Here is a 12,408-nt window from a genome sequence, read left to right as displayed (position 1 = left end):
CTATCGGCTCATCGCTTCGAGCGGGTTCGGCATTCCCGGGCTGGTGGTCAGCGCCCACCGCCGGGTCATGAGCTCACCTTGCTCGGTGCCCGCACGCAACGCGGCTGCCATCTTGTCCGGCTCGAAGCCCACGCCCACCGGATCCTCGCTGTACTCGGGGCCGGACATGTAGGCGGTCGCCTCGTCGGGCGTGGCGAAGTTGTCGACCTGCAGCTCGACGAAGTTGCCGTCCGGGTCCCGGTAGTACAGCGACGTCGTGACACCGTGCTGCACCGGCACATGGGGCTCGATACCCCGTTCCTTCAGGTTCGCGTACCGGTCGAGCAGGTCGTCCAGCGACGCGAACGTGTACGCGACGTGATGCATGCCGCTGGCCAGCGGAGACTTGGCCTCCAGCTGGACCGGCGGCGCGATGAACGCGATGCGGTGATGCTCTTCGTCGAACGTGACGAAGGACAGCGCCCCGTTCTCGAAGACGACGTGCCCGTCCAGCAGCGCGCAGTACCAGTCGCGCATCTCGTCGAGCCTGCTGGTCTGGAGTACGACGTGGGCGAACTTCGGTGTGGCAGCCATGGGGACCTCTCAGTGACCGAGGACGGTGCTGAACGCATCGACCAGGACATCGGTGGCATTGTCGACGGCGGCCGGGGCCCGGAACGCCACGTGGTTGTCGGGACGGACAAGGATCGCGCCGGCATCGGACACCTCACGCACCCGTGCCCAGGTGCCTTCCGGGTCGGTGAACCCGTCCCCGACGCACACGACCCGCACCGGGACGCCGAACTTCTCCTCGGCGATGGCGGCGGCCGCTGCCCAGGCCTCTCCGTCCGGCCCGGTGAGCAGGACGAACCGGCTGAGCTCGGTCAGGTCGTGGGTCGACAGCCGCGTGCCGTCCTGTTCCAGCCAGGCGTGCGGAAGCCGATGTCCCGGCCTGGTCGTCGGGTGGTAGACGCCGCCCATCGGGTCGGACGGGGGCGGCTCGGTGCCGTCGGGCACGAGCGCTCCCCGCTCGTACCGGAACCCGATCTCCAGGTCGTGCGCCTGGAACTCGGTCCGCTGGGTCCGGATCACCTCGTCGGCTCTCGCTCGTCTCGTCGCACCCATCGGGGTGTCCGCGAAGAACGCCTCGAACGTCGCGCGGTTGGCCTCCGCCGACTGACCGGGCATCAACCCGATACCGGCGTCGATCAGCATGTGGTTGAGGAAGGTGAACATGGCCCAGTCGACATTGCGCATGCCGATCGCCTGACGCTCGGACTCGTAGCTGTCGAGCAGCGTCGGTCCCGCCGCGCCGGACACGACGGCGGCCAGCTTCCATGCCAGATTGTGCGCGTCCTGGATGGCGGTGTTCAGACCGAGGCCCGTCGTCGGCGGATGCCGGTGCGCGGAATCGCCCGCGAGGAAGACCCTGCCGACCTGGTAGCGGTCCGCGAGGACCCCCTCGAGAATCCAGTGGCTGACCTTGTGCACGGTGATGTCCAGCTCGGGCAGCTTGAACAGCTCGCGCAACCGGGGCACGATCGCGTGCTCGTCGAACCTCGCGGGATCGTCCGGGCCGAAGGTGAAGTGCACGACCCATTCCTCGGACGCCGCACCCCATGTCGGGCCCATCGGCACCAGCGCACCGCTGCCCCAGGAACCCGCGCCGTCCGGGTTCACGAACCAGCTGATCAGGCACGAGTCATCGGCCCACGCCGACAGGTCGGCGGTGAAATGTGTGCTGACCATGTCCAGCAGCCCGGTCGGCCCGTGCATCTCGACGCCCAGCATCTCCCCGATCGTCTTGCCGCCGTCCGCCGCGATCACGTACTGCGCCCGTACCGTGAACGGGGCCTCGCTCGCTCGGTCGCGCACCGTGGCGGTCACCCCGTCCGCGTCCTGCTCCAGCTCGACCAGCTCGTGGTTGAACCGGACGCGGCCGGGTCCGCGCTGCTCGGCGTGCTGTCGGATCAGCGGTTCGAGCCGCAGCTGCGGGTAGTTGCTCGACGGGCTCGGGCCGTCGTGGGCGTATCGCTCGTACAGTTCGCCCGCGCCGAAGCTGTCCATGGTGTGGAACGTCCTGGCGTCCAGCGGGCCGTCTCCGCCGAGCGAGGTCCGCCAGCGCACCTTGCCGAAGTTCTCCGGCGGCGTTCCGACCGCATAGATCGCTTCGGCCAGGCCGTGCTGGCGGAACACCTCCATCGTGCGCTGGTTCAGGTAGTGCGCCTTCGGAAGATGCGACGTGTCGGTGTGCCGCTCCACCAGCAGGTGGTCGACCCCGAGGTTCGACAGGAACAGCGATGCGGACAACCCGCACCCGCCCCCACCGACGATCAGTACCGGCACCTGCAGGTCGGCCATCATGATCTCCCTTGATCGTGGTCCACCTCACTGTACAACTTGGTGATCTGTGATCACAAATCTCGAAGCGAGTGAAATCTCGGACAACGATCCCCGGCCGGCTCCGGCGCTGCCGGACCGGGCGCGGGCTTTCGGGTAGCGTCCGGACACTGTGACCGAGGCCCATCCGTACCTGACCGGCCCGTTCCCTCGCGCCCTGGTGCACCGGGGCTGGCAGCTCGACGAGCTGACCGGCATGGAGAACTCGCTGTCGTCCTTCCGGCGGGCCCTCGACGAAGGCTTCCGCTACCTGGAGATCGACGTCCACGCGACGTCCGACGGCGTGGTCGTGGTGTCACACGACAGCACCCTGGATCGGACGACCGACGGCGTCGGTCCCATCGCCGCACAAACCTGGGAGCAGGTCCGAAGAGCACGAATCGCGGGACGCGAGCCGGTGGTCACCCTGCGCGAGGTCATCGAGAGCCTGCCGGATGCGCTACTCAACATCGACGTGAAGGCCGACCCGGCCGTCGAACCGACGCTGCGGCTCCTCGACTCGACCGACGCGTGGCACCGGGTGTGCCTGGCGTCCTTCTCCGCGACCCGGCTCACCCGGCTGCGCGCCGCGGCCGGTCCGAAGCTGATCACGTCCTGCTCGCCGAGGGACGCCGTCGCGCTGCGGACCCGAGGCTGGCTGCGTCAGGCCCGCCTTCGCCCGCTCGGCTCCCGGCTGCCGGTCATGGCCCAGCTGGCCCAGCTGCCGCGCCGGCACGGCAGGTTGACCGTCGTCGACCCCTCGCTGGTCGCCGAGGCACACGCACTCGGCATGGAGGTCCACGTGTGGACCATCAACGACTCCGCTCAGATGCGCGAGCTGCTCGACATGGGCGTCGACGGCCTGGTGACCGATCGTCCGGACATGCTGCGCGACGTGCTGGCCGACCGCGGCGAGTGGCCGGGCCGGTGACGAGCCGACTGGATGCCGAGCAGCGCGGTTGGTGCATCTACGACTGGGCGAACACGGTCTTCAAGACCTCCGTGCTCGCCGTGTTCTTCTCGCTGTACCTGACCGAGATCGTGCGCGCGGACGCCAGGTCGATGGGACAGCCCTGTGTGACCGCACTGACCGGGTGCGGGGTCCCGGTGTTCGGGTTCTCGGTACAGGCCGGCTCGCTGTTCGGGTTCCTGCTCGCCGCGTCGACGGTTCTCCAGCTGCTCGTGCTGCCCGTCACCGCGGCGATCGCGGACCGGACCGGACACAAGCGCGCGCTGCTCGGCGGCTTCGCGTTCGCAGGCGCGGCGGCGACCTGCGGCCTGGCGGTACTGCACGGAACGTCGTGGCGGCTCGGCGCGGTCCTGTTCGCGCTGGCCAACGTCTGCTACTACGCCTCGGTCGTCGTCTACTACGCCTTCCTCGCCGACATCGCGACCGCTGACGAACGCGACGCGGTCTCGTCGAAGGGGTGGGCGTTCGGCTATCTCGGCGGTGGGCTGTGTCTGGCGCTCAACATCGCGCTTATCCAGGCCCGCGACGTGTTCGGGCTGAGCCAGGCCGACGCGATCCGGCTGTGTTTTGTCATGTGTGGTCTCTGGTGGGCCGCGTTCACCGTCGTCGCGCTCGCCCGGCTGCGGGATCGGGCACCGGTCGCCGCGCCGCCGGACGGTCCGGTCCTGTCCGAAGGCTTCCGGCAGCTCGCGCGGACGGTCGCCCAGGCCAGGCGCCTGCCGATCACCCTCGCGTTCCTCGTCGGGTTCCTGATCTTCATCGACGGGATCAACACGGTCAACACCACCGCGAGCCTCTACGGCTCCCAGGAGCTCGGGCTGCCCGTCGAGGTGCTCACCGTGACGATCCTGATCGTGCAGTTCGTCGCCTTCGGTGGAGCGCTGGCCCACGGCTGGCTGGCCGGTCGGATCGGCGCAAAACGCACGATCCTGATCAGCCTCGCGGTGTGGGTGGTCGTGATCGCGGCGGCCTACTTCGTCCAGCCGGGCCAACGACTGCAGTTCTATGCGCTGGCACTGGGCATCGGCCTGGTCGTCGGAGGAACGCCCGCCCTGTCCCGATCGATGTACAGCCAGCTGGTGCCCAAGGGCAGTCAGGCGGCGTACTTCGCGCTCTACACGCTCGGCGAACGCGGCACCTCGTCACTGGGTCCGCTGGTCTTCTCCCTCGTCGCCGAGGCCACCGGGTCGTACCGTCCGGCGATTCTTTCGCTCGTGATGTTTCTGATGATCGGGTTCGGGGTAACCACACTGGTGCCGGTTCGTCGTGGTATCCGTGCGGCGGGCAACCCGGAGCCTCGACTCGTCTAGTGTTTGCCAGGATGTAACTTCAGGTGTGACGCGGCTCACATATGGCTACCCCGTCACAAAAGTGATTGCAATCCCGACATGTAGGGGACACTCAGGGACGGCACGCGATTGGCTCAAGCGTCATCGACGCCACGTCGACCGACGTGCCGGAGAGGGAACGTATTCGCTAGAGGCGACGTTACACGAGGTGCTGCGAGCCCGGGATCCCTCCTCCGGGCCACGAGGTGAAAGGACTACATCATGGCGGACCGTGTGCTGCGAGGCAGCCGGCTCGGGGCTGTCAGCTACGAGACCGACCGCAATCACGACCTCGCGCCGCGCCGGTCGGTCCAGTACGCCTGCCCGAAGGGCCACGACTTCGACGTACCTTTCTCCGACGACGCAGAACCTCCGATGACCTGGGAGTGTCGCCTTCACGGCAACGTCTCCAAGCTGATCGACGGCGTCGAGCCGGAGTCGAAGAAGGTCAAGCCGCCGCGCACCCACTGGGACATGCTCCTGGAGCGCCGGTCGCTGGCCGAGCTCGACGAGCTCCTCGCTGAGCGTCTCGAAGAACTGCGTGGACGTCGTACCAAGAGCGCCTGACGCCACCCGGCGAACTACCGGCACGAACTGACGCGCGCAACCACCCTGTGGGCCTGGTCCATCTCGGACCAGGCCCACAGTGCTGTGTGGGTCAGGCGGAGACGGTGTCCTTCGGCCTGCCGTCGGAGCCGATTCCGAGCCTGCTGCGGACACCCCACATGGCGACCTGCCAGAGGGCCTCACGCACGATGGACCCGTTCATCTTCGAGTCGCCGCGTTCCCGTTCGGTAAACGTGATCGCGACCTCGGCGACCCGGAAGCCGTCGCGCACCGTGCGCCACGCCATGTCGATCTGGAAGCAGTAGCCCTGCGACTGGACCTCGTCCAACGCGAGTTCGCTGAGCACCGTGCGGCGGAACACCCGATAGCCGGCGGTGATGTCCCGGATACCCACACCCAGCGCCAGGCGCGAGTACAGGTTCCCGCCCCGGGACAGGAACTCCCGGTGCTTCGGCCAGTTCACCACGGATCCGCCGGGCACATAACGTGACCCGATGACCAGGTCGGCGTCCGCGAGGCGGTCCAGCATCGCGGGCAGCGTCTCCGGCGGGTGCGAGCCGTCGGCGTCCATCTGCACGATGACCTGGTAGTCGCGGTCCAGCGCCCAGGCGAAACCCGCCAGGTAGGCGGCACCGAGGCCACCCTTGCCCTGCCGGTGCATGACCTTCACCCGGGAGTCCTCGGCGGCGAGGCCGTCCGCGATCTCACCCGTCCCGTCCGGGCTGCCGTCATCCACGACGAGCACATCCGTGGCCGGCACGGCGGCGTGCAACCGCCGCACGATCGGCAGCAGGTTGTCCTTCTCGTTGTAGGTCGGGATGACTACCAGCATCGACTCGTTACGGTCCGCTGAGGGCCGGTCAGCCATTCTCGTCCTCTCGACTGTCGTTCGTCGCATCGTTGGTCCGTCGGCGGCGCCTGCCGCGCAGCGCAAACCCCAGCGCTGCCAGACCTAGTACGGTGAGCGCCCATTCGGGCGACTCTCCCCATCGGGTGGCCAGGGTAGTGGTCGTGCGCAGTGGAACCCGCTCGACCAGTGCCGCCGGTGTGAACAGCGGTGTGGTGGCGAGCAGTGCACCGTTCGGAGCAATGATCGCACTCTCCCCCGTCGTCGCCGCGACCACCACCACTCGGTCATGTTCGACGGCGCGCAACCGGGACATCGACAGCTGCTGGAAGGTCATCTCGGACTTGCCGAACGTGGCGTTGTTCGACGGCACGGCCAGGATCTGGGCGCCGTTGCGGACGCTGTCGTTCACCAGGTCGTCGAAGGCGATCTCCCAGCAGATCGCCACGCCGACCGACACTCCCGCCATCCGCACGACACCCGTCCCGGTGCCGGGCACGAAGAAGCCGGCGCGGTCGGCGTAGGAGGAGAACAGCCGGAAGAAGCCGCGCCACGGGAGGTACTCGCCGAATGGCTGGACCCGCCGCTTGTCGTTGCGTTGCACCGGTCCGACCCCCGGCTGCCAGACCAGGGACGAGTTGGTCGTGTGCTGGCCGTCTGGCTGCACCAGCACCGTGCCGACCAGCAGCGGGACGCCGATCCGGTTCACCGCGTTGCTGATCTCGGTGTAGGCGTCGGAGTTGCGCAGCGGGTCGATGTCGGAGGAGTTCTCCGGCCAGATCACCAGGTCGGGACGCGGTACGCGGTGGGCGTCGACGTCGTCGGCCAGCTGCAGGGTCCGCCGGATGTGGTAGTCGAGCACCGCTCGGCGCTGCGCGTTGAAGTCGAGTCCGAGGCGAGGCACGTTGCCCTGCACCGCGGCGACGGTCACCGTCTTCTGGGGTCCGGCCTCGGTGAGCCCGATCGGCACCGCGTCGGCCAGCAGGGCGAGTAGCAGGGGGACGACGACGCACACGGCACCGACCGGCCATGCCCTGCCCGGCAGCCTCAAGGAGGGGACCAGACCCGCCAGCTCGGCAAGACCGAACCCGACGAGCACCACGGCGAAGGACACCAGTGGCGTGCCGCCGATCGACGCCAGCCAGACGAACGGCCCGTCGGCCTGGGAGTAGGCGACCTTGCCCCAGGAGAATCCGCCCCAGGGGACGCGCGAGGTGAACGCCTCGGTCGCGACCCACAGCGCGGCCGCCCAGACCGGCCGCCACGGGAGCTTGTCGACCTGGGCGATGAGTGCGGCGCCGAGCCCGAGCAGAAGGGCTTCCAACCCGGCCAGTGCGAGCCAGGGCACCGGGCCGACGTAGATCCCGATCCATGGCAGCAACGGCACGAAGTAGCCGAGCCCGAACAGGAACCCGATCCCGAGCCCGGCCCGCCACCGGCGGTCCCTGAGCGCAAGGGCGAACAGCGCAAGCCCCAGCGGCGCGAGCCACCACAGGGTCCGGGGCGCACACGCGAGGTAGAGCAGGACGCCACCGACAGGCGCGGCGAGCACTCGACCGGCCGCGAGCCACCCCGGCCACTGTCGACGCGTCGTCACCCGGTCGGCGGTCGGGGTGGCGGTCACCCGGTCAGGATAGTGTCCGGTGCTGGGTCAGCACCGGTCACCCGGTCCGATCAGTAGGCGCGCTTCGGCATCATCACCCACAGGATCAGGTAGATCACGAACTGCGGGCCGGGCAGCAGGCAGGACAACAGGAACAGCAGCCGAACCATGAACGGGCTCATCCCGAACCGGTCGGCGAGGCCGGCGCACACTCCGGCGATGACCTTCCCGCTCTGTGGGCGGCTGAGCGTGGAGCTCACGAGTTCCTCCTTCGTCGGCGACGCGCGCTGCGTCGCTCCAGTTCTCAGACTGCCCGTTTTCCGGCCCAGCTGAACTCGTGGTCTTCCCGGACATCACTCAGGGTTCGACCCCGAGATCTACCCGTTCGAGCGCTCACTCACAGCCGCCTCACTGATTACGGTGATCGAATGGCCCGACGCCTCGGTAGAATGTCACTCCTCGTGTTCGTCACGTCGTTGACCTGCCTGATAGCGCCCTTGATCGGCGTATCCACGGCGTCCGCCGCTCCCGCGACGTCCACCGCGATCGTCGCCCTGGGTGACAGCTCCGCGTCCGGCGAGGGCGCCGGGAGCTACGAGCCGGGCACAGCGGGTGAGGGCGGTGACTGGTGTCATCGCTCCCCCAACGCCTACATCAACCGCACGGGTCTCGCTACGACGGCGGTCAACCTCGCCTGTTCGGGCGCCACGTCGGCGAATGTCGGTTTCGGTGGCGACGAGCACTACACGGAGGGCTCACAGGCGCAGCGACTGACCGCCGTCGCCAGGAAGTACCGGGTCACCACGATCGTCGCCCAGCTCGGCGCCAACGACGACCCCGGGTTCGGCAGCTCGATGGTCAGCTGCGTGGTCGCCTACGTGAGCCCGAGCAAGCCGGGTTGTTCGGTCGCGCTGGCACGGGAGTGGCCGGGCAGGCTCGCCGCGATGCAACCGAAGGTCGTCAAGGCGCTCACCGACGTGCGCTCCGCGATGCGGCAGGCCGGCTACCAGGACCAGGACTACGTGCTGGTGCTGGGTTCCTACCCGTCCCCGGTGACCGAACGGATGGGGCGCAGCCACGGGTTCGTCGGCTGCCCGTACCGCAAGGAGGACGCCCAGTGGGGCCGCACAGTCGCGGTGCCCCAGCTGTCCTCGGCACTGCACGAGGTTGCCGACCGCGTCGGCGCCAGGTTCCTGGACCTCTCCAGGGCGACCGAGGGCCACGAGGCGTGCACCGCGGCCGGCCCGGAATGGCAGCGGCGGCTCACGGTCAACACGAAGGCGTTCATCAAAGAGGGTTTCGCGGCGCTCGGCCACGTGGCCCAGGAGTCCTACCACCCGAACGCCCAGGGCCACGCCCAGCTGGCAGGCTGCGTCAGCCAGTTCGTCCGCAGCGCCGCGCCCCAGGCCCAGTGCGTCTCAGGACGACTGACCCTCCAGGCCCCCGCTGTCCCGCTGCCGATCCCCTGAGCACGCGGCGACCCGGTGACTCTTCGGGCCGCGAAGAGTCACCGGGCCCATGCTCAGGCCGAGAACTCGTCCGCGATCAGGGCGCCCAGCTCCAGGAAGGCCATCTGGGTCTCGTCGCGCATCGCGCCGAGGTCCAGGCGGCCACCCGTCGCCAGGTGCGGGTCGAACGGGATCTCCACCACCGCGCGGCAGCGGCCGAGGAAGTGCGCCCGGACCCGCTCCCTGTCGATCTCCGGGCTGACCCGGTCGCAGCACAGGACCACGACGGCGTCGGCGACCTGTTCGGCGTAGCCGTGCGCGACGAGCCAGTCCAGCGTCTTCGACGCACGGGACGCGCCGTCCACCGTCGGGGCTCCGACCACCACCAGCGAGTCGGCCAGCGCCAGGGTGCCCTCCATCGCGGAGTGCACCAGTCCCGTGCCCGAGTCGGTGATGATGATGTTGTAGAACCGCGCAAGGACGGCACAGATCTGCTCGTACTCGCCCCGGTTGAACGCCTCGCTCATCGCCGGGTCCTGCTCGGAGGCGAGCACCTGCAGACGACCGGCGAGGCTCGTGAAGTGCGAGACCGCGGTCAGCGAGTCGATGCTGTCGATGTTGTCCAGCATCTGGCGGACGGTCACACCGACCTCGCCGGTCAACCGGTCCGCGAGAGTTCCCGCGTCCGGGTTGGCGTCCAGCGCGACGACCCGGTCACCGCGATGCTCGGCCAACGTCAGCCCGAGCACAGCGGACACGGTGGTCTTACCGACACCACCCTTGAGCGAGCTCACCGCGATCTGGTGCGCACCGGGCAGGTGCCTGCGCACACGCCGCAGCAGGACGTTGCGCGCCGCCTCCGCCTCGCTGACGCCCGGGTTCAACCGGCCACCGGAAGCCGAGTAGACGGCCTTGCGCCATCCCATCGTCGGCCGCTGCGCCCTCGGCCGGACGATCATGTCGTCGGTCAACGGCGAATTTCCCGACATGGGAGCTCCGTGCTGCGAGGGGCGGGCGGGTCCCGCCGGTGCGTGATCGAAGGGATCGCCCTGGCCGCCGGTAGGTCCATACCCCGGATCCAGAGGGGGGTTGGCGGCCCCGCCGCCACCCGGTCCCGACTGTGGCCGTGGCGCCGGCCGCCGAACGGCCTGCTGCCCGCCGGTGCCGGACGGGGACGGAGCCGGTCTCTCAGGCATGTCCGACGGCGATGCCTGACGCGCGGGCGCACCGACGGAGACACGGCTGCCGTTGCCCTGAGCGGCGGCGGGCTGGGCTTCCTGGGTCTGTGGGAGCTGGATCGGTATCGGCTCGAACTCGGCATCCATGCCGTCGTCCTCCTGACCACCGCGCAGCCGCCGCCCGGCCGCTCGGTGCGCGGCGCTGCAGTACTTGCGCGCCGGCTTGCCAGGCACCTGATCGATCATCACCTCGCACCCGGGCAAGGCGCACTGATGTACGGACATGTCCCCTATTTCACTCACTCCCGCTTGCCGAACACTCGGAGAAAATCGTCACTGGCATTGCCGACAGTTGACAGCCTAATCAGTTACCCGTACTCGCGGTACTTGTATGCACCGAGGGCACGCGGCGAACCCTTCGTTCGACAGCTGCTCGTTGCGCTGGATGTCGGCCAATTCCGGTCACCTGAGCAGGGTACGGCTCCGAACGGTGTAGCGGTCCCGGCGAGTGGAGCAACCCTGCGTTCGTCGACGCGATTGGGCCACCTGTCGCCGATCGCGCGTAACCCGCACTCTCATGTTCGCGCCCTCGGCACGGACCGGTGCCTAGATTCCGTCGTGCTCCACGCCGACGGCTCGTGCTCCCCCGGTCCGATCCCCAGCGGACCGCTCGAGCCGACAGGCGCAGCCGCCCCCTGGAGGGGCGTGGCTGGACCGAACCCCCGAACCGAGGAGCCAGAACGCTCATGAGCCAACATCTTCGCAGCTTGCGTCGTCAGCGTGATCGTGGGCGCCGCCGTGTCGCCCTGGTCACCGCGACCGGCGCTACCGGCGCGGCGGCACTCGCCGTGGCCTTCGGCGCGGTCCTCGCCTCCGGGCAACCGCCCAAGGCCGAAGCCGCGCAGCCCGCATCGGTCGACGGCGTCGCGGACATCGCCCGGACCGCGCCGGTGGGGAATGCCCCGGCGCCCGCCGTCATTCCGACCCAGGCCGCGCCGGCGCACGCCCCCGCCGCGGCCGCCGAGAAATCGACCCGTCCCACCACGCCACTACGTGCGCCTTCAACCACACCACGGAATGGCTCGAACACCAGCGGCACCACAAGTACCAAGCAATCGGAAAAGAAGACGGCGCCCTCGGAAAGCCCGCATGCCTCATCGGGTGGCTCGTGAGTACGGTCCTCGACTCGCCCGCGCGTTACGAGCTCGATGCGCTGGGTACCTCAGCGCTGCTGCTCGTCATGGACCCCGCTCGAATGAATGCCGCGTCCGAAACGCTGCGGGACGAGCTCGCCGCGATCGACCGGACCTGCAGCAGATTCCGCGCCGACTCCGAGATCTCGCGGCTGCGGCGCCGCGCCGGACGAACGGTCACGGTCAGCCCGCTGCTCGGTGAGGCGCTGCAGGTCGCGTTGCGCGCCGCGGAGCTGACCGACGGGCTGGTCGACCCGACCGTGGCCGACTCGGTCAGCCACCTCGGTTACGACCGTGACTTCGCTCTGATCGAACCCGATCGGACACCGGTCGGAGCCACCCGTGCGGCACCGGGCTGGTGGCGGGTGCGGTGGGACCCGGATCGCGGTGAAATCGTGCTGCCTCGCGGTGTCGGCCTCGATCTCGGGGCCACGGCGAAGGCGCTGGCGTCCGATCGTGCCGCTCGACGCTGTGCCGAGGCCGCCGGTTGCGGTGTGCTGGTCAGTCTCGGCGGTGACCTGGCCACCATGGGCGACGCTCCCGAGGGTGGCTGGCGGATCGCGCTCGCCGACGACCACCGGCAGGGCTGGGACCGGCCGGACCAGACGGTGACCGTCACCAGCGGCGGGCTCGCCACCTCCAGCACGGTCGCCCGGTCGTGGCTGCGCGACGGGCGACGCCGCCATCACATCGTGGATCCACGGACCGGAGACAACCCGAGCCCGGCCTGGCGGACGGTCACCGTCGCGGCGGCCACCTGCGTGGACGCGAACACCGCCACGACCGCCGCCATCGTCATGGGCGCTTCGGCCCCGGGCTGGCTCGATCGTCTCGGGCTGCCGGCACGACTGGTCAGCCCGGAAGGACACGTCGTGCACACCGCCGACTGGCCGAACACCCAGGAAGGAGACTGACC

12 protein-coding genes are annotated in these 12,408 nt (G+C 69.2%); 6 read left to right on the top strand and 6 right to left on the bottom strand.

Features of this window, described 5'->3' with window-relative positions:
* On the bottom strand, positions 1-573 hold the full coding sequence (locus G406_RS0126365; protein ID WP_028936072.1) for a VOC family protein: 573 nt from the start codon (positions 571-573) through the stop codon (positions 1-3).
* Between the two features lie 9 nt (positions 574-582).
* Complete coding sequence (locus G406_RS0126360; protein WP_028936071.1) at positions 583-2,340, bottom strand: FAD-dependent monooxygenase; 1,758 nt, start codon at positions 2,338-2,340, stop codon at positions 583-585.
* Between the two features lie 151 nt (positions 2,341-2,491).
* Here G406_RS0126360 and G406_RS0126355 point away from each other — a divergent pair, with 151 nt between their 5' ends.
* From G406_RS0126355 to G406_RS0126345, 3 genes are all read left to right on the top strand, one after another.
* Complete coding sequence (locus G406_RS0126355) at positions 2,492-3,289, top strand: glycerophosphodiester phosphodiesterase family protein (protein ID WP_028936070.1); 798 nt, start codon at positions 2,492-2,494, stop codon at positions 3,287-3,289.
* The gene (locus tag G406_RS0126350; protein ID WP_245607224.1) at positions 3,286-4,638 is read left to right on the top strand and encodes an MFS transporter; all 1,353 of its coding nucleotides are present in this window, start codon (positions 3,286-3,288) and stop codon (positions 4,636-4,638) included. Before G406_RS0126355 ends, G406_RS0126350 begins: the two co-directional genes overlap by 4 nt.
* 240 nt (positions 4,639-4,878) lie before the next feature.
* The gene (locus G406_RS0126345) at positions 4,879-5,223 is read left to right on the top strand and encodes an RNA polymerase-binding protein RbpA (RefSeq protein ID WP_028936068.1); all 345 of its coding nucleotides are present in this window, start codon (positions 4,879-4,881) and stop codon (positions 5,221-5,223) included.
* A gap of 91 nt (positions 5,224-5,314) precedes the next feature.
* Here the strand turns inward: G406_RS0126345 and G406_RS50090 are convergent, their stop codons facing one another.
* Genes G406_RS50090 through G406_RS0126330 form a run of 3 tightly spaced genes read right to left on the bottom strand, consistent with a single transcriptional unit; the run spans position 5,315 to position 7,933 of the window.
* Positions 5,315-6,055, bottom strand: coding sequence for a polyprenol monophosphomannose synthase (locus G406_RS50090; protein ID WP_245607223.1), 741 nt, complete (start codon positions 6,053-6,055; stop codon positions 5,315-5,317).
* A gap of 28 nt (positions 6,056-6,083) precedes the next feature.
* On the bottom strand, positions 6,084-7,694 hold the full coding sequence (lnt, locus tag G406_RS50085; protein WP_211241257.1) for an apolipoprotein N-acyltransferase: 1,611 nt from the start codon (positions 7,692-7,694) through the stop codon (positions 6,084-6,086).
* Positions 7,695-7,744: 50 nt separating this feature from the next.
* Complete coding sequence (locus G406_RS0126330; protein WP_028936067.1) at positions 7,745-7,933, bottom strand: PspC domain-containing protein; 189 nt, start codon at positions 7,931-7,933, stop codon at positions 7,745-7,747.
* A gap of 189 nt (positions 7,934-8,122) precedes the next feature.
* On the opposite strand from G406_RS0126330, the gene G406_RS50080 reads away from it, so the two are divergent.
* Positions 8,123-9,142 (top strand): GDSL-type esterase/lipase family protein, encoded by a 1,020-nt coding sequence (locus G406_RS50080; protein ID WP_051342711.1) that lies wholly within the window; start codon positions 8,123-8,125, stop codon positions 9,140-9,142.
* 53 nt (positions 9,143-9,195) lie between these two features.
* Here the strand turns inward: G406_RS50080 and G406_RS50075 are convergent, their stop codons facing one another.
* Positions 9,196-10,545: a MinD/ParA family ATP-binding protein gene (locus G406_RS50075; protein ID WP_051342710.1), complete on the bottom strand. Its 1,350-nt coding sequence runs from the start codon at positions 10,543-10,545 to the stop codon at positions 9,196-9,198.
* A 500-nt stretch (positions 10,546-11,045) separates the two neighbouring features.
* Between G406_RS50075 and G406_RS57350 the strand changes: the two genes are divergently transcribed.
* Complete coding sequence (locus G406_RS57350) at positions 11,046-11,471, top strand: hypothetical protein (RefSeq protein WP_156935179.1); 426 nt, start codon at positions 11,046-11,048, stop codon at positions 11,469-11,471.
* The gene (locus G406_RS0126315) at positions 11,468-12,406 is read left to right on the top strand and encodes an FAD:protein FMN transferase (protein ID WP_342666242.1); all 939 of its coding nucleotides are present in this window, start codon (positions 11,468-11,470) and stop codon (positions 12,404-12,406) included. The genes G406_RS57350 and G406_RS0126315 overlap by 4 nt, the downstream gene beginning before the upstream one ends.
* Positions 12,407-12,408: the final 2 nt, after the last annotated feature.

This window comes from Actinospineispora spinosispora DSM 44797 (genome assembly GCF_000429025.1).
Taxonomy (GTDB): Bacteria; Actinomycetota; Actinomycetes; order Mycobacteriales; family Pseudonocardiaceae; genus Pseudonocardia; species Pseudonocardia spinosispora.
This window is presented reverse-complemented; position numbering and strand designations above follow the sequence as displayed.

Excerpts from the sequence above, each read along its gene's own strand:
- G406_RS0126365 (WP_028936072.1), bottom strand. The coding sequence starts at position 573 with ATGGCTGCCACACCGAAGTTCGCCCACGTCGTACTCCAGACCAGCAGG.
- G406_RS0126360 (WP_028936071.1), bottom strand. The coding sequence starts at position 2,340 with ATGGCCGACCTGCAGGTGCCGGTACTGATCGTCGGTGGGGGCGGGTGC.
- G406_RS0126345 (WP_028936068.1), top strand. The coding sequence starts at position 4,879 with ATGGCGGACCGTGTGCTGCGAGGCAGCCGGCTCGGGGCTGTCAGCTAC.
- G406_RS50090 (WP_245607223.1), bottom strand. The coding sequence starts at position 6,055 with ATGCTGGTAGTCATCCCGACCTACAACGAGAAGGACAACCTGCTGCCG.
- G406_RS50080 (WP_051342711.1), top strand. The coding sequence starts at position 8,123 with ATGTCACTCCTCGTGTTCGTCACGTCGTTGACCTGCCTGATAGCGCCC.
- G406_RS50075 (WP_051342710.1), bottom strand. The coding sequence starts at position 10,545 with ATGATCGATCAGGTGCCTGGCAAGCCGGCGCGCAAGTACTGCAGCGCC.
- G406_RS57350 (WP_156935179.1), top strand. The coding sequence starts at position 11,046 with ATGAGCCAACATCTTCGCAGCTTGCGTCGTCAGCGTGATCGTGGGCGC.